The 15,939-nt window shown below is 40.5% G+C and carries 17 protein-coding genes; 13 read left to right on the forward strand and 4 right to left on the reverse strand.

The genetic code is table 11. From position 1 onward, the window contains the following. Positions 1-6 precede the first annotated feature (6 nt). From LV83_RS18810 to LV83_RS18820, 3 genes are read right to left on the reverse strand one after another with little or no spacing between them, the layout of a single operon-like run. Entirely contained in the window at positions 7-636 is a 630-nt protein-coding gene (locus LV83_RS18810) for a hypothetical protein (protein ID WP_111613111.1), read from the reverse strand. Next, on the reverse strand, positions 626-1,270 hold the full coding sequence (locus tag LV83_RS18815; RefSeq protein WP_111613112.1) for a hypothetical protein: 645 nt from the start codon (positions 1,268-1,270) through the stop codon (positions 626-628). Before LV83_RS18815 ends, LV83_RS18810 begins: the two co-directional genes overlap by 11 nt. Next, the gene (locus LV83_RS18820) at positions 1,271-2,236 is read right to left on the reverse strand and encodes a VWA domain-containing protein (RefSeq protein WP_111613113.1); all 966 of its coding nucleotides are present in this window, start codon (positions 2,234-2,236) and stop codon (positions 1,271-1,273) included. Between the two features lie 143 nt (positions 2,237-2,379). On the opposite strand from LV83_RS18820, the gene LV83_RS18825 reads away from it, so the two are divergent. From LV83_RS18825 to LV83_RS18880, 12 genes are all read left to right on the forward strand, one after another. Continuing rightward, positions 2,380-4,782 (forward strand): TonB-dependent receptor, encoded by a 2,403-nt coding sequence (locus LV83_RS18825; RefSeq protein ID WP_111613114.1) that lies wholly within the window; start codon positions 2,380-2,382, stop codon positions 4,780-4,782. 1 nt (position 4,783) lies between these two features. After that, positions 4,784-5,620 carry a DUF4249 domain-containing protein gene (locus LV83_RS18830; protein WP_111613115.1) on the forward strand — a complete coding sequence of 279 codons (837 nt, stop codon included), beginning with the start codon at positions 4,784-4,786 and terminating at the stop codon, positions 5,618-5,620. Positions 5,621-5,663: 43 nt separating this feature from the next. After that, entirely contained in the window at positions 5,664-6,002 is a 339-nt protein-coding gene (locus LV83_RS18835) for an ArsR/SmtB family transcription factor (protein WP_111613116.1), read from the forward strand. 48 nt (positions 6,003-6,050) lie between these two features. Continuing rightward, positions 6,051-6,521, forward strand: a complete 471-nt coding sequence (locus LV83_RS18840) for a DUF6428 family protein (protein WP_111613117.1) — start codon at positions 6,051-6,053, stop codon at positions 6,519-6,521. A gap of 15 nt (positions 6,522-6,536) precedes the next feature. After that, positions 6,537-7,151, forward strand: a complete 615-nt coding sequence (locus LV83_RS18845; protein WP_111613118.1) for a low molecular weight phosphatase family protein — start codon at positions 6,537-6,539, stop codon at positions 7,149-7,151. 122 nt (positions 7,152-7,273) lie between these two features. Continuing rightward, positions 7,274-7,645, forward strand: coding sequence for a BlaI/MecI/CopY family transcriptional regulator (locus LV83_RS18850; RefSeq protein ID WP_111613119.1), 372 nt, complete (start codon positions 7,274-7,276; stop codon positions 7,643-7,645). Then, positions 7,645-8,910 (forward strand): M56 family metallopeptidase, encoded by a 1,266-nt coding sequence (locus LV83_RS21680; protein ID WP_111613120.1) that lies wholly within the window; start codon positions 7,645-7,647, stop codon positions 8,908-8,910. Before LV83_RS18850 ends, LV83_RS21680 begins: the two co-directional genes overlap by 1 nt. Before the next feature lie 275 nt (positions 8,911-9,185). Continuing rightward, positions 9,186-9,557: a BlaI/MecI/CopY family transcriptional regulator gene (locus LV83_RS18860; protein ID WP_111613121.1), complete on the forward strand. Its 372-nt coding sequence runs from the start codon at positions 9,186-9,188 to the stop codon at positions 9,555-9,557. Next, complete coding sequence (locus LV83_RS21685; protein WP_111613122.1) at positions 9,557-10,900, forward strand: M56 family metallopeptidase; 1,344 nt, start codon at positions 9,557-9,559, stop codon at positions 10,898-10,900. Before LV83_RS18860 ends, LV83_RS21685 begins: the two co-directional genes overlap by 1 nt. Positions 10,901-10,972: 72 nt before the next feature. Further along, entirely contained in the window at positions 10,973-11,398 is a 426-nt protein-coding gene (locus LV83_RS18870) for an energy transducer TonB (protein WP_111613123.1), read from the forward strand. Between the two features lie 67 nt (positions 11,399-11,465). Further along, positions 11,466-11,879: an energy transducer TonB gene (locus LV83_RS18875; protein WP_111613124.1), complete on the forward strand. Its 414-nt coding sequence runs from the start codon at positions 11,466-11,468 to the stop codon at positions 11,877-11,879. Positions 11,880-11,980: 101 nt separating this feature from the next. Continuing rightward, complete coding sequence (locus LV83_RS18880; RefSeq protein ID WP_111613125.1) at positions 11,981-12,418, forward strand: hypothetical protein; 438 nt, start codon at positions 11,981-11,983, stop codon at positions 12,416-12,418. A 58-nt stretch (positions 12,419-12,476) separates the two neighbouring features. Here the strand turns inward: LV83_RS18880 and LV83_RS18885 are convergent, their stop codons facing one another. Continuing rightward, positions 12,477-15,017 carry a M14 metallopeptidase family protein gene (locus LV83_RS18885; RefSeq protein WP_111613142.1) on the reverse strand — a complete coding sequence of 847 codons (2,541 nt, stop codon included), beginning with the start codon at positions 15,015-15,017 and terminating at the stop codon, positions 12,477-12,479. 128 nt (positions 15,018-15,145) lie between these two features. On the opposite strand from LV83_RS18885, the gene LV83_RS18890 reads away from it, so the two are divergent. Beyond that, positions 15,146-15,910 (forward strand): 3-keto-disaccharide hydrolase, encoded by a 765-nt coding sequence (locus LV83_RS18890; RefSeq protein ID WP_111613126.1) that lies wholly within the window; start codon positions 15,146-15,148, stop codon positions 15,908-15,910. Positions 15,911-15,939 lie beyond the last annotated feature (29 nt).

Here is a 15,939-nt window from a genome sequence, read left to right on the forward strand (position 1 = left end):
GACATTTTACCAGTCGGGAATACCTCTCTTCGGTCTCTCTGTGGCTTTTTTCTTGTTTTGCTGTATGTAGCGCAATTCTGCAGCATTCATGCTTTCCAAGATTTGTGCAGCTTGCTCTGGAGTCAAGTTCATCGCTTTTAGCTTTTCCTTAAACTCCTCCATAGCCTTTTGTTTATCCGCTAGGTTCGCATCTTTTTGATCATTGGCGTTTTCACCAGGCTTATCCTCACTTTGCTCGGAAGGATCTCCAGATTGAGATTCTTTGGCTTTATCCTCATCGGTTTTTTCACCATCTTCCTTTTGCTCTTGCTGCTCACCGTCCTCTCCTTGCTGAGAGTTATCCTTTTGATCCTGCTTTTCTTCTTGGTTTTGCTGATCTTGATTCTCCTTGTTCTCTTGATCCTGCTTTTCTTGCTCTTCCTTGTCTTTTTCTAGTTTCTCTTTAAGAGCTTGTAGTTTTGCATCCCCAGGATATTTAGACAATCCATCGTTTACAGTCGCCAATGCCTGATCTTTTTCAGTTTTGACATAGGATCGAGCGGCACGGTTAAAGTATTCGCCGGATGTTTGGGCGATACATGTAGCTATGCTTAGTGTGAAAGCTAATCCTAAGAGTATTCCAATTTTATTTTTCATCGATCTCTGTGATTTCTTGAAGACTAGTCATAAAATCTTGATATGCATCAATGGTTTCATCCTGTAGTCTGGCTTCATTCATTAGGTTCAACGCATCTTTGAAGCGGAATTGTTCCACCAACCGATCTGCCTCTGCTTTTTTACGCTTCGCAAATTCCGATGGTTCCGGCTTATTTTGATCTTCATTCTTACGTTCCTCGTCTCTTTGCAACCATCTTGCCAGTAACTCATAGTTGTATCTGGCGACCTCGTTATTCGGGTCTTGAATTAATGCAGATTTGAATTTGGAGAGGGCTGGCTCATACTCCTTTTTATCTCCTAGTAATACCCCGCCCTGATTATAGGCAAAGGATGAAAGCATCTTATTGGGAGAAATGGATGCTTTATCATAATATCCTCCAGCTTCGTCCACTTTTTCTGCAAATTGATTACTAAGTCCAAGATTGTAATCCAACTCAGGGGAAGCATACCCAAATTCATCAATTAGAACTTGATGATTAATAATAGATTGCTCGTACTCAGCTTTGGCGTAGCTTTCTTCTGCCAAATCAATGGCGGAATTCAACCTGGAAACACGAGTCCAAGATGCGGGAATCAAAAGAAAAACTGCTAAGGTTAGCTTACTCCAGCTCATTTATAGTTTGATAGTTTTGATCGGTAAAATCATATCCAGCATAGAAAGTACTAAACCGGCCAGTAAAAAATAGAAATATTTATTTGCGGAAGCCTCCACAACCCTGGAGCCCGTGACTCCGCCTTCCACACGTTCTATTGCGGCCGTTAAATCGCCAATTTCCTGCACTTCATCTGATATCTCAAAATATTGCCCATTAGTTTCAGCAGCAATTTGCTGAAGTGGTGTTCGGTCGAGAACAGTTTGCGCAGGTTTTCCAGTTTGAGGATCTATCACCAGTCCATTTCCTCTAGGAATGCTGCTTCCCCCTTCTGTCCCTACGCCTAAGGAAAATACTTTTATCCCTTCGCTATTCAATCGAGAACCAATTTCGTCGAGATCATCACCAAAGTTTTCTCCATCAGAAATCAATATGATCGTTTTAGATTTCACTTCCTGACTTTCATCGTTCAAAAATCTTTCTTCGGCCATTTTCAACGGGCCATTCAGATCAGTACCAAAATTTGGCACCAAGCCGGTATTCAAGCCGTCTATATACAATTGCAGGACGCTTTGATCAAAGGTGAGCGGACATTGCATGAAAGCTTCAGAACTGAAGATAATCAACCCAATTCTATCCGAAGGAAAGCTTTTGGTCAGGTTTTTTAATTCAAACTTAATGCGTTGAAGTCTGCTAGGACCGATATCTGTTGCATTCATCGACTGGGATAAATCTACAGCGATGAAGATATCCTTGCCTTCTTCCTGGATTTCTTTCAAGGAAGTTCCAATAGAAGGACCAGCAAAAGCGATCAGAAACAAAACAAAATAGACGGTACGAATGACCACCTTAGTGAATAGCCTACGCTTCTCTACTACTAGTTTTCTATTGATCTTCCAGTAGCGAAATAGGTAAATAAAATAAAGCAAACCGAATATGCCGGCTAGCAAGAGGGTGAGTTTTACGTCCGGATATGCCCAAATCATAGCCTGAAATTATAAAATAAAGATTACTTTAAAAGCGAGAATACGATAAGTGGTAAAGGTAAATTCAAATGTTCTTGATAATTAACAAACATTAATTTTTTTGAATCGTCTAGTTTTGAGATTACAATTCTAATTAACAAAGGATGAAGCCAACTGGCAAGCTTAGCAAATTCATTTTCCTATCTTTTTTTACTTTACTGTTTTGCAGTGCCAGTGCACAGGAAACGAGCTATTTCTCGGCAGATGTAGTTGATGTGACTAATACAACGCCTCTTCCTGGAGCTAGCGTCTATTGGGAAAATGATGTTTCTTCAGGAGTAGTCTCGGATATTAATGGTGTCTTTCGTATAAAAACAAAATCCTTACCAGCTCGCCTGATCGTTTCTTTCATAGGCTATGAAACATCATCTCGGGTCATTACTTCCAAAGACTTGGAGAAAACGCAACGTTTTTTCCTAAAGCCAGAGGAAATGTCTCTTGACGAAATCATAATACAAGAAAGAAGACCTGATGAGCAAGTCAGAAATATGGAGACCGGTAAAGCAACTATCCCAATAGCTACCATCAAAAATATACCTGCGCTTTTCGGAGAAGTGGATTTGCTCAGGAGTTTGCAGTTACTTCCAGGCGTTCAAACCGCAGGAGAGGGGACTACTGGCTTGTTTGTTCGGGGAGGCTCGGCAGATCAGAATTTAGTGCAGTTGGACGGTGCGCCGATTTATAATGCTTCTCACTTTTTCGGGTTCTTTTCAGTTTTCAACCCAGATGCGCTTGATCAGGTTGAGCTTTACAAAGGAAATATGCCTGCTTCTTTTGGGGGAAGACTATCATCTCTAATCGATGTGACACTGCGCGAAGGAAATAATGAGCAAATCCACGGAGAAGGTGGAATTGGAAGTATTTCATCACGCTTGACCTTGGATGGGCCTTTGTTCTCAGATAAATCAACATTTGTCATCTCAGGAAGACGAACCTACGCGGATTTGTTTTTGAAACTTTCTAATGACGAAGACCTCAGAAATAACAAACTCAATTTTCATGATTTGAGTGGTAAATTGTCTTTCATACTCAGTGCGAAGGATAAGTTGACTGTTTCCAGTTATCAGGGAAGTGATTTTTTAGGGCTTGACGATCAGTTTGGGTTGGGTTGGACCAACTGGATTTCCTCAGCTCAATGGAGTAGAAATGTCTCTGAAAAGCTATTCTTTGATTTGCAAGGATACCATTCCCGATATAACTATCGCGTAGAATTTGATGATCCCAATACAGGGTTTGAGTGGAAAAATAAACTTTCAGAAACTGGTGTAAAAGGGCAGTGGACCTTACTTAAAAGTGATAAAATCCAAAGCTATTGGGGTTTCCAAAGCCAGTTGTATCATTTTGCCCCAATAGAATTAAACCCAGCGGCTGATAGTAACATACAGCCTATTGTCACTAATCCGAAAAATGGTTTGTTGAATAGCGCTTTCGCAGGAATCACCTACGAAATCACTCCCAAATTAAGTACCGAAGCTGGACTCAGATGGGGGTTTTTCAACCAGATAGGAAAAGGTGTTGATTATATCTATGAAAACAACGTTGTAGCGCCAGGTATTCCAATTACTGATTCGCTGAATTATGAGTTACTTGAGAACATTAAATTTTACCAAGGCTTTGAGCCTAGAATCGCCTTCAGGTATCTATTCAATGATGAATTCTCCGTCAAAGCTGCCTACAACCGCAATTTCCAATATGTACAGATAGCTTCAAATTCTTCTGCAGGATTGCCTATAGATCGTTGGATTCTGGCAGGAACCTATGTTCCCCCGATTCGATCCGATCAAGTTTCATTGGGATTATTTAGGAATTTCGACGAAAACCGCTGGGAGTTTTCTGTGGAAGGGTATTACAAAGATTTGAGGAATGTGATTGACCTGAGAAATGGAGCTCAGGTATTGTTTACTGATAATGTAGAAACGGAGCTTCTCACTGGCAATGGCTGGTCTTACGGCGCGGAGTTTTTGCTAAGAAAAAACATTGGTAAAACAACCGGTTGGTTGGCCTATACTTATTCTAGAACTTGGAGAAAAATAGCTGGCATTTCACAGGGGCAGAAATACAATCCACGATTTGATAGACCGCATGACATTACCTTGGTGCTGAATCATGAGTTTTCTCCTTCCTGGTCGGCAGGTCTTACATTTATTTACACCACTGGGCAGGCTGTGTCATTTCCTATAGGTGTTTATGAACAAGATAATCAATCTGTTCCTCTTTATTCGGATTATAGAAATGAAGACCGCTTTCCTGATTACCATCGAATGGATGCTTCCGTCACTTGGAAAAATGCTGATAAGGGGAGGAAATGGAAGGGGAGTTGGAACTTCTCCGTTTATAATCTGTATGGGCGAAAGAATCCTTTTGCCTATGAATTCAGAGAGATTTACAATGATGATTTCCGATACAATAGCAGTGAAGATGGACCAATAGTATCAACCCGACAAGGCATAGTGATGACTTACCTCTTTACATTTTTACCATCAATTACCTACAATTTTCAGTTTTAGCATGAAGAGATTTTGGATTTTGATACTTGCATTTGCTGCTTTTTCCTGTCAGGAGGAAGTGTTTTTACCGTTGGCGACTATTGATGGGGATGTGCCGGTGATTGAAGCTGTTTGGACTGATAATACCTTTTACAATGAGGTGCGGATCTCATTGGCCGAGAATTATTTTGACACCTTGGATACTCAATTGATATCGGATGCCGAGGTATTCATTTCAGTAGAGGGCAGCTCTCGCAAAATCCCTTTTGGCTTTAATGTTTATTCAAATAGTTATTTGCCACTCAACGCCGGGGAGAAAGCTGAGATAGGGGAGACCTATCGGTTAACTGTGCTTTGGAATGATAATGAGTTTACTTCCTCAGGGACACTTTTGGCTCCTCCTACTGTCGATAGTGTGACCTATGAATACCAGGAAGACCGATTGTTTCGGGAGGAGGGGTATTACATCAAAGTATATGGAAAGATCCCTTTTGAAGAGGATAATTATTATAGAATCAAGGTCATCGAAAACGATACACTAAAAAACGACCGGGACGATTATTTGCTTTTCGATGATACCTTCGGTTTGAAGTTTTTTGAAGAAGGTCTTGAATTGAATTATTCCTTCAATGCAGGAGATAAAGTCAGGCTTGAACTTTATAGAATGAATGAAAGTGCCTTTGATTACATATCTCAATTGGTAAACTTACTCTTTAATGACGGTGGCTTATTCTCACCTCCACCACAAAATCCAGATTCCAATATCAGCGTGGTAAAAGGTGATTCTGATGTTTTGGGATTTTTCAATGTTACTTCCGTGCTCAGTAGAACCATCAAAATTGAAGAAAAAGAAGAATAATTTTTTATTCAGAATTACTTTATCGTAATATTGCAATATAATTATGGGAATTACTAAATCTGATCTCTTCACTGTGCAGCAAAATGAACTGGCACAACTGGCAAAAGCAATGGGGCACCCCGCCCGAATTGCAATTTTACAGCATCTGCTAGCTGCTAAATCCTGCATCAACGGAACCTTGGTCCAAGAACTTGGACTAGCTCAGGCTACAATTTCCCAGCACCTCAGGGAGCTGAAGGAAATTGGTTTGATCAAAGGAACGGTAGAGGGAGTGTCAGTGAGCTATTGCATTAACTCTTCGAAGTGGGAGTCGGTCAAAGGACTATTCAATGGTCTTTTTGATCAGCATGCTGAAGCATGTGAGAGCAAGGATTGTTGTTAAAAAAATTTGAATTTATTTATCGTAATATTACAATTAAACTAATAAACTATGAAACTATCAGAGATAAAAACTGCGCTACCTGCATTGTCAGAACTTCAATTTTTGCTTCCTTCCGGCGCAAAAGTTCCAGCTCATTTCCATATTACTGAAGTGGGGCAAATCAATAAGAAATTCATCGATTGTGGAGGTACGGTTAGAGAGGAAAAGGCTGTTAATTTCCAGTTGTGGGAAGACGGTGACTTTGATCATAGACTTGGTGCCAAGAAATTATTGGACATTATTTCGCTTTCTGAAAAGGTACTTGGGCTGCAAGATTTGGAAGTGGAAGTAGAGTATCAAAGTGATACAATAGGCAAATACGGCCTGGATTTCAATGGAGAAGCATTTGTGTTGACTACCAAAATGACGGATTGCTTAGCCAAGGATAAATGCGGAATTCCTGCAGCTAAGCCTAAAGTTAGATTAGCTACTTTGGCAAATGAATCCGCTTCTTGTACACCTGGTTCTGGTTGCTGCTAATTGAACACTACTAAGATGTTTCCAAAAATTCAATCTGTAATTGATACATTTTCTAGGCATGCTCTCTCCGCTGAGCGGGAGGAGATGCTTAGTCAACTGGCTGAATATATTCTCAAGAAGCTTCAGCATGGAGAAAAAGTAGCCCTGAATTTTATCTGTACGCACAATAGCAGAAGGAGTCAATTGGCTCAGGTTTGGGCGCAAACGGCCGCGAATTATTTTGATATTCCAGCTTTGTGTTATTCTGGTGGGGTGGAAGTCACAGCCTTTAATGAGCGTGCAGTTATAGCCCTGGAATCGAGTGGCTTTCAAATCAGCAAAGAAGGATCGGTCAATCCTACTTATTCTATTTACTCAAGTGCAAACTCTAAACCGATTCTAACTTTTTCAAAGACCTATGACGATAAAAACAATCCGCAAACTGGCTTTGCTGCAATTATGACTTGTGATCATGCGGATGAGAATTGTCCCTTCATACCTGGTGCTGACCTTCGTCTTCCATTAAGATACTTGGATCCAAAGGCTTTTGATGATACTCCTGTTGAAACAGAAAAATATTTAGAACGCTCCCTCCAAATTGGAGCAGAGTTATTTTTTGCTTTTTCTAAAGTTCATCAAGCCATTGATTAAAAGGGTGTTACAATCGATAACATTTAGTTTTACCGCTAAATTTTTTCACAGCTATTCTAAAATCTCCGTAGTAATACGAAAAAATCGTAGGATTATTAAAAATTCGTTTTTATCTTAGAGATATGAACGAATTGAATAGCAACGAAGAAAGGATCATGCGCATTTTTTGGAAACTTGAAAAAGCGCTGGTACGCGATGTACTTGATGAACTTCCAGATCCAAAGCCTCCCTACACCACTTTAGCTTCTGCCATTAAGCTCCTGGAGAAAAAGGGGTATTTGGATCACAAAGCTTACGGCACCACGCACCAATATTTCCCATTGGTTTCACAAGCTGACTACAGCAAGAAAAGTGTGAACCAATTGGTAAAGCATTATTTCGAAGGTTCAGTGGGTAATTTCCTATCCTTTATGGTGAAGGAAAATAAGATTTCTGATAAGGAAATCGAAGACTTGCAGCGGATGATTGATGACATGGACAAACCTACCGAATAATGAATCTAATCCTAACTTATCTAATCGAAGCAAGCATTTGCGTAGGTATCACGGTGTTGTTTTATCGTTTGGTATTGAGTGGACTTACCTTCTTCACCCTAAATCGGGTACTATTGATTGGTATGCTGATGCTTTCATTCATCATTCCTTCGCTGTCTTTCCAAATAGGCATCACTTCTTTCAGCACAGCTGAAATTACCCTTCCTGAATTTCTGGTAGGTAATGTAGTAAAGCAAGATTCATCCAGCTTTACCTGGCAGGAAATTGTCTTTTTGACTTATCTGGCTGGAGTGGTATTTATGTCGGTTTATTTGATTCTAGGCTATTTTACTTCTCAGCGGATGATTGGAAAGTCAAAATTACTTCGCTACCAGAATTATTGGATCGCTGTGCATCCAGAGTTCATTCCAGCCTCCTTTTTCGACTATATTTTATTACCGGATTTTAATCCAAATAGAGCTGAACAGCGACAAATCATCTTGCATGAATCCGTGCACGTTCGCTTAAAACACAGTTGGGATTTACTATTAATTCAATTTGCCAAAATCATCTTTTGGTTCAATCCACTGATCTATCAATTTGAAAAGTCCCTAAGAGAAGTGCACGAATACCAGGCTGACCGTGGAGTAACTTCCTCCTATTCCAAAAAGGAATATTCAGGTCTTTTGCTTCAGCTGATCACCAGAGGACAAGGCTGGCACTTCATGAATAACTTTAACCAATTTCAAACCAAAAAACGAATTATTATGATGAGTAAACCAGAATCCCAGAAAAAGGAACTGCGCAGATTTCTGCTTGCATTTCCAGTATTAGCAGCTTTGTTTTTCGTGTTTTCCTGCGAAATAACACCTGAGGAAGAAATGGAAGGGCCTATGATGGCTGGTGAAGTAAAAGAAGTAAAAATAGGCCCGGCAAACATCAATGCTAGAACACTGGCCAAGGATGGAGATCCAATCTTTGATGTGGTGGAAACACAGCCAGAACCTCAGGGAGGAATGGCAGGTTGGAATGCCTATCTAAGCCAAAACTTGACCTATCCAGCACAGGCTAAATCTGCAGGTATAGAAGGCACTGTCATCGTAGTCTTTGTAGTGAATACCGATGGTTCTATATCTGATGTAGAAGTCCTTAGAGGAATCGGAGGTGGTGCTGACGAAGAAGCTGTTCGTGTGGTGGAAAACGCACCGAATTGGATTTCTGGAAAGCAAAAAGACAATCCAGTGAATACCAGAATGAGACTGCCTATTCGATTTAAATTAAGCTGATTTGACCAGACAGACTGAAAATCAGTTATTATACATATCCGCTATTCTACCAGTAAATAGGCAAAAGCAATCAAGGAAATGTTAAAATTAAAAACTGAGGCCACTTCGGTCTTCGGTCTTCGGTCTTCCGACCAGATAAGGAAAGAACCTAAGGCTACTGGTATCATTGAGGATAATCACCTCAGTTGTTATAAAAATCAAAGATAAGTCCTTGAAGGATTTAAGAGATCGCAGACTCGTCCACAATACCCGAAAAACCTCTTTACCCCAACACCATGAATGAATTGAATAGTAACGAAGAAAGGATCATGCGCATTTTTTGGAAACTTGAAAAAGCGCTGGTCCGCGATGTGCTTGATGAATTGCCAGAGCCAAAACCGCCCTATACCACGCTGGCTTCTGCTATCAAACTACTAGAGAAGAAGGGGTATTTGGATCACAAAGCTTATGGTACCACACATCAATATTTTCCATTGGTTTCACAGGCTGAATACAGCAAGAAAAGTGTGAATCAATTGGTGAAGCATTATTTCGAAGGTTCGGTGGGGAATTTCCTGTCCTTTATGGTGAAGGAGAATAAGATTTCTGATAAAGAAATTGAAGACTTGCAGCGGATGATTGATGACATGGACAAGCCTGCAGAATAATGAATTTCATCTTAACATACTTAACTGAAGCCAGTATTTGCCTGGGGATTACGGTTGTATTCTATAGGGTCGTATTGAGTGAACTCACATTCTTCACCCTAAATCGGGTGCTCCTGATTTGCATGCTGATGCTCTCATTTATTATTCCGCTTCTTTCATTTCAAGTAGGCATTTCATCATTAGCTACAGCTGAAATTACACTTCCTGAATTTGTTGTGGGTAATGAAATTAACCGGGATTCTTCAAGCCTAATCTGGCAACAAATTGTCTTTATGATCTACTTGGCTGGAGTCGTCATCATGTCAGTTTACCTGATCCTTGGCTATTTTACGTCTCAGCGGATGATTGGAAAATCAAAATTGCTTCACTATCAAAACTATTGGATCGCTGTGCATCCTAAGTTCATACCAGCCTCCTTTTTTGATTACATTTTATTACCAGAATTTGACCCGAATAGGGCTGAGCAGCGGCAAATCATTTTGCATGAATCTGTGCATGTTCGCTTAAAACACAGCTGGGATTTGCTATTCATCCAGTTTGCCAAAATCATCTTTTGGTTCAATCCCTTGATTTATCAATTTGAGAGATCCCTTCGGGAAGTGCATGAATATCAGGCTGATCATGGGGTGACTTCTTCCTACTCTAAAAAGGAATATTCGGGGCTTTTGCTCCAGCTGATCACCAAAGGACAAGGCTGGCACTTCATGAATAACTTTAACCAGTTTCAAACCAAAAAGCGAATTATTATGATGAGTAAACCACAATCTCAAAAGAAGGAAATGCGCAGGTTTCTACTCGCCATTCCTGTCCTAGCAGCATTATTTTTTGTGTTTTCCTGTGAAATAGCTCCTGAAGAAGAAATGGAAGGACCCATGATGGCAGGTGAGTCAAAAGCGACTAGCATAGGTCCTGCTGACCTCTCAGCAAGAAAACTAAACGATAATGTAAATCAAGTTTTTGACGTAGTTGAAGTTCCACCACAACCTATAGGTGGAATGTTGGCTTGGCATAAATACCTTTCAAAAACAATTAAATATCCAGCTGCAGCAAGAAGCGCAGGGATTCAAGGAACTGTAATTGTTGGATTCATAGTAGAGGAGAATGGGAATCTTTCAAATGTAGAAATCCTAAGAGGATTAGGAGGAGCAGTTGATGAAGAAGCGATCAGAGTTGTAGAAAATGCAGAGAATTGGGAGCCAGGAAAGCAGAGAGATCGAGTGGTAAGTACTAGAATGAGGTTGCCAATAAGATTCAAGCTTGCCAATAGTAATGCTAAGATTGAATCAACCTCAGCCTCTTCTAGTGATAATCTGCCTGAAATAGTTGTGGTAGCCTATAATTAATTGATAATCTGTATTTAACGATTCTTAATCAGCTATTAGCCTTTTGAAATCAACCTAACTAAACCAAAAACTATGAATCAGAAAGACAATAATTTTTCTCCAAAAGCACTTGCAATTCTTGCGACGGCTGTACTTTTCTTCGCTTTTCTCCCGAATCAAACAGCTCAAGCACAAACTGAAGCTGAGGAAGTTTTTCTGGAAGTGGATGTTCAGCCGCAACCAAAAGGCGGGATGGAAGGATGGAATTCCTATTTGTCTGCAAACCTGACCTATCCTACGGCGGCTAGAGAAAAGAAAATCGAAGGCACAGTGGTCGTTATGTTTATTGTTCGGGATGATGGGAAAATAGATTCGGTTGAAATCCTGCGGGGAATAGGAGGTGGCTGCGATGAGGAAGTGATGCGTCTGGTGAAGGAATCTGCTACATGGACGCCAGGGAAAAAAGACGGTGAATTTGTCAATGTAAAAATGAGACTTCCGGTAAGGTTCAGATTGTAAACGTCGACAGAACTCTTTAGAAAGAATAAAAACATACTCATTGTGAAATATATCTAAACCAAAAACTATGAAACGACCTATCCTGAATTTCCCGCAAAAAGCAATTTCAATTCTAACGATTGCGCTGCTTTTCTTTGCTGTACTGCCTATTCAATCGGCTCTAGCTCAAACTGAGGAGGAGAATGATATTATGCCAATTCCCCCGGGGGGCATTCAAGGTTGGTATTCTTATCTCGGTGAAAACCTAAAGTATCCAGAAACCGCCAAGGAAAAAGGAGTGGAAGGAGTGGTAATTATTGAACTACTGGTAAAAACTGATGGCTCAATAGAAAAGGTATCTGTCGTCCGCGGAATAGGCAGCGGTTGTGATGAGGAAGCCATGCGAGTCATTCAGAAATCTACAAATTGGACACCAGGTCTAAAAGATGGAAAGCCTGTTAATACTATCATGAAGATCCCAATCAAATTTGCATTAAGTTAAGTTTTAATTAAAGGTGAAAAACATCCGAAGCTTCTTCGGATGTTTTTTTATGTTTAAGGGCAAATAAACTAGTTTAGCGAACTTATTTAGCAAGTTGACCCATGAATACACCCAAACTAGTTGGCAAGTTTTTATTGCCTATTTCTTTACTGATTATTTCACTCACTATTTTTTCATGCAGCGTTAATCTAGAAGATAAAGTTGTTGGAACCTGGCAGGGTTATGATTTTATGTTTCAGAAAACTGAAGGGCCAGATATCGTGGTGACTATCAATGGAGGCTTAGAACAGCACCTGAGAAGTAAGCTGATTTTATCCGATGATGGTACTTTTCAAAAGTTGGTTGGAGAATATGATAATGGAAAAGGAACTTGGTTAGTTGAGGATGACAAGTTAATTACCACTTATGTAAATGGTGAGGAGCTGATCTATACGCTACTTAAAGTCACGGATAAGGAGTTAATGACGATGCATGAAGTAGATTTAAAAACTCCAGATGGAACACTGAAGGGGAAAATTATACTTTCCTATACCCGATAAAATTCAAAAGCCACTGATGTTTCAGTGGCTTTTGATTACAGAGTGATTTTGTTACTTCTCAATCCATCATATCTCCAAAGAAGATCGCGTTAAGGAAAAGTTTATTGGTGCCAAACCAAGTTCCGCGGAAATTTGGATTATCATAGAAGTTAATCACACGTCCACGACCAACAGGGGAGATGATTACACTTGCACTTTGAGCTAGTTTTTCAAGATTGGAATCGGAAATATATCCTCCTAAAAGCGGGTTTTCGGTGTAGCGAATCGGCGTTAGGTATTTGTCTTTACTTGGTTTAATGAAAATTGTGCTGTTTCTGTACACAGGTAAAGTTTCCCGCTGATAGCCATAGGCAATTGGATGAGTCAGGTCAAGGGCTGCCATGTAGATACTTCCTCCCACAGATTTAGCCCCTTCAAAATCCCGCTGAACTGCATAGGGTAAGCTTTCTGGTTCTGGAGTTTCTTCTGTTTCTACCAATTCTTCTTTGATAATTTCTTTATCATTCAGCCAAAGACTGGCGCTTTTCATGGAGATCACAGTGCCTCCTCTGGAGATCCAATCTTTCAAATGGTTTTGGAAGTTTTCTGAAAAAGAGTTGTAATTACCCGATGCCAGGATCAAGGTGGTATAATCAAAGAGGTTCACTCTTCCCATGTCATCAGAATTGACTTTGCTGATTGGCATACCTACCTGACTATCGAGCAAATACCAAATCTCGCCCGCTTCATAGCTGGAAACACCATCGCCCACTACCATTATAACTTTAGGAATGGTGACGGAGCCTACCAGATTTGATCCAAGATCTATTCCTTCCAAGTTCATTCCAGAGGTCGTTGCATAGATTTTTTGCTTGTTTTTCTTCGCTAGTTTTTCAAGTACATCTTTTAATTCTGCTGTTTCAAGTTTTTGGAAGCCACTAGGAATTATTAGAGTACCTGCTGAAAACTTAGTTTCTCCATCTTGGGTCTTTGAAGTGAAAGGGCGGTTTATTACCTCCACGTGTACGCCTGCTTCCTGCAGATCAAAAAGCATCTTTGGAGCATAGTAATCCGACCAATCAATCAAGTAGGCATAAGCTTTTCCAGTGGGGAAATCATAGTCTTGGGATGGTGCTTCAGTAAGTAGGTTACCGGTTTTGACTGTGGTGTTAGCTGCAAATGGCATTCCGTAAGCCCTAGCCATAGTCCATGCGGAAGCATCATAAAATACTGAATCAGCAAACTCTTTTACATCTTCGAACATCGTGCGCACCATTCTATATTGCGGCTGTGAAGTAGGAACGATCCATGATTTGCCTGATTTGAAGTCATAACCCCCTGCGCTCAGATCAGCATTGTTTTCATATACTTTGATTTTGTGATCCATGAGGAATTTCACAAAGAGGGAGTTTCTACTTGGATCGAATTGATCTCCGAATACATAGTTTTTTGCAGGATCTTTTGCTCCTTCTGAAACTGCTGTTTGGAAGAATTCTCGCAGGTAATCATGCATGTATTCCCTGTTATCCAAGCCAGCCTCCATAGTGGCTATTGAACTCCGGACATGATTTCGTATAGTAAAAGCAAAACTGATATCTCCTCGCTGGCTAGCTTGCAAATGACCTCTGCTGCTTGCCTGCTCAAACACCAACCCTAATCCACCTTGAATGTCAGGATAAGTCGACCCATAACCAGGATAGCTATTGTCAAATACCTCTTTGGTCCAATAGAGACTACCGATCTCGTCTAGGTATTCTGCAAAATACTTGGCAAAGCGTACATTGATGTCATCGTAGTTTTTACGGGGAACTACCGGATTTTCACTTCCATAAGGCTTGGTTGGCTCAAAAAAGTAGGTTCCATCTGTTCCCATTTCATGAAAGTCTGTAGTGACGTTTGGATACCAATCGTGATACCAAGCTATTTTGACTTGTGATTCAGGATGAGCTAAAGGCAACCAATCCCGGTTCAAATCAAACCAGTAATGATTTGTTCTGCCACCCGGCCAAGCCTCATTGTGCTCTCTATCCAGCGGATCCGCAACGGGAGGGAAACCTTTGTTGCTATTTGCCCATTGGCTATGTCTATCCCTACCATCAGGATTGACTGTTGGGTCAAAATGAACTACAGCATTTTTCCTTAGGTTTTGAGCTAGCTCACTTTGCGAAGCAAGTAGCCAATAAGCAGAAAGCATCGCAGCTTCTGCCGATGAAGGTTCATTTCCATGCACACCATAGCCCAAATGCATAATTGAAGGCATGGCACTTACATCAGGTTTCGGCTGACTTGGATCTGCAAGTTGAAGTTGGGCTAGTCTAATTTCTTCCAAATTCCCTAGAAGAGTTGATGAAGCGATAGTTAGAATGATTTTAGGTCGATGCTCATGGGTATAGCCTATCGTTTTTAGCTCAGCTAAATCACTGACTTCGGCCAACTTCTCATAATACTTTACAATCAGATCATATCTGGTATGCCATTCGCCAATCGGATAGCCTAGGAATTCTTCCGGTGAAGGAATAGAAGGGTCGAAGGATTCTCCGGGAAAGTAATAGCTGGACTGCGCAAAACTTCCAGCAGCCATGATGAATCCAAGTAATAAAATGAGTAGTGGTTTTTTCATAACTATTAGGTTTCTTGAAATTACAAAAGAGCAGGAGTAGAACAATTTAAAATCCATCAATGGTTTTTGGTTTGGCTTGATTTGGTTTAATTTAAACACTCTAATAATAAATCCTAAATGTCTATTGTATGAAAAAGACAATTCTATCTCTAGCTATAACTGCTAGTGCTTTGACACTGAGTCCATTGGTGCAAGCCCAGGAGAAAACCCCTCCAGCTATGAAACCCGAGGCAACGGAATTTTACACTCCAGTTCCTCCGAAAGTAACCCCAGGTGCCAACAATACTGCACCACCTTCAGATGCTATCGTACTTTTTGACGGTACTAGTCTTAATGGGTTCGTAAGTGCGAGAGATGGCTCGCCAGCGGGATGGACCATTGAAAATGGTGAATTGGTAGTAACCAGAGGGAAAGGCGATATACAATCCAAATTGCCTTTTGGCGATGCTCAATATCACGTAGAATGGTCTGCGCCTACAGAGATTGTGGGTGAAGGTCAAGGAAGAGGAAACTCAGGCTTTTTCTTGATGGGTATCTATGAAGTTCAGGTTTTGGACAGCTACGAAAGCAAAACCTATACAAATGGACAAGCTGGAAGTATCTATAAGCAATTTGCTCCTTTAGCCATGGCATTAAGACCTCCTGGTGAGTGGAACTACTACGATATCATTTTCAAAGCACCTCGTTTCAACAAGGATGGAATTGTGACTTCTCCAGCGACTGTTACTGTGATTATGAATGGTGTGGTAGTTCAAAATCATGTGACGCTGAAAGGTCCAACTGAGTATATCGGTATTCCAAATTATAAGGCACATCCTGAGAAGTTACCAATCAAACTTCAGGATCACGGAAACCCAGTTAGATTTAGAAATATTTGGGTTAGAGAGCTTTAATCCATTCCATTTTGAAGAGCAGGTAAGTT

Origin of the sequence: Algoriphagus yeomjeoni, from assembly GCF_003259505.1 — a bacterium.
GTDB lineage: Bacteria > Bacteroidota > Bacteroidia > Cytophagales > Cyclobacteriaceae > Algoriphagus > Algoriphagus yeomjeoni.

Coding starts and splice junctions, on each gene's coding strand:
- LV83_RS18810 (WP_111613111.1), bottom strand. CDS start 636: ATGAAAAATAAAATTGGAATACTCTTAGGATTAGCTTTCACACTAAGC.
- LV83_RS18815 (WP_111613112.1), bottom strand. CDS start 1,270: ATGAGCTGGAGTAAGCTAACCTTAGCAGTTTTTCTTTTGATTCCCGCA.
- LV83_RS18820 (WP_111613113.1), bottom strand. CDS start 2,236: ATGATTTGGGCATATCCGGACGTAAAACTCACCCTCTTGCTAGCCGGC.
- LV83_RS18825 (WP_111613114.1), top strand. CDS start 2,380: ATGAAGCCAACTGGCAAGCTTAGCAAATTCATTTTCCTATCTTTTTTT.
- LV83_RS18830 (WP_111613115.1), top strand. CDS start 4,784: ATGAAGAGATTTTGGATTTTGATACTTGCATTTGCTGCTTTTTCCTGT.
- LV83_RS18835 (WP_111613116.1), top strand. CDS start 5,664: ATGGGAATTACTAAATCTGATCTCTTCACTGTGCAGCAAAATGAACTG.
- LV83_RS18840 (WP_111613117.1), top strand. CDS start 6,051: ATGAAACTATCAGAGATAAAAACTGCGCTACCTGCATTGTCAGAACTT.
- LV83_RS18845 (WP_111613118.1), top strand. CDS start 6,537: ATGTTTCCAAAAATTCAATCTGTAATTGATACATTTTCTAGGCATGCT.
- LV83_RS18850 (WP_111613119.1), top strand. CDS start 7,274: ATGAACGAATTGAATAGCAACGAAGAAAGGATCATGCGCATTTTTTGG.
- LV83_RS21680 (WP_111613120.1), top strand. CDS start 7,645: ATGAATCTAATCCTAACTTATCTAATCGAAGCAAGCATTTGCGTAGGT.
- LV83_RS18860 (WP_111613121.1), top strand. CDS start 9,186: ATGAATGAATTGAATAGTAACGAAGAAAGGATCATGCGCATTTTTTGG.
- LV83_RS21685 (WP_111613122.1), top strand. CDS start 9,557: ATGAATTTCATCTTAACATACTTAACTGAAGCCAGTATTTGCCTGGGG.
- LV83_RS18870 (WP_111613123.1), top strand. CDS start 10,973: ATGAATCAGAAAGACAATAATTTTTCTCCAAAAGCACTTGCAATTCTT.
- LV83_RS18875 (WP_111613124.1), top strand. CDS start 11,466: ATGAAACGACCTATCCTGAATTTCCCGCAAAAAGCAATTTCAATTCTA.
- LV83_RS18880 (WP_111613125.1), top strand. CDS start 11,981: ATGAATACACCCAAACTAGTTGGCAAGTTTTTATTGCCTATTTCTTTA.
- LV83_RS18885 (WP_111613142.1), bottom strand. CDS start 15,017: ATGAAAAAACCACTACTCATTTTATTACTTGGATTCATCATGGCTGCT.
- LV83_RS18890 (WP_111613126.1), top strand. CDS start 15,146: ATGAAAAAGACAATTCTATCTCTAGCTATAACTGCTAGTGCTTTGACA.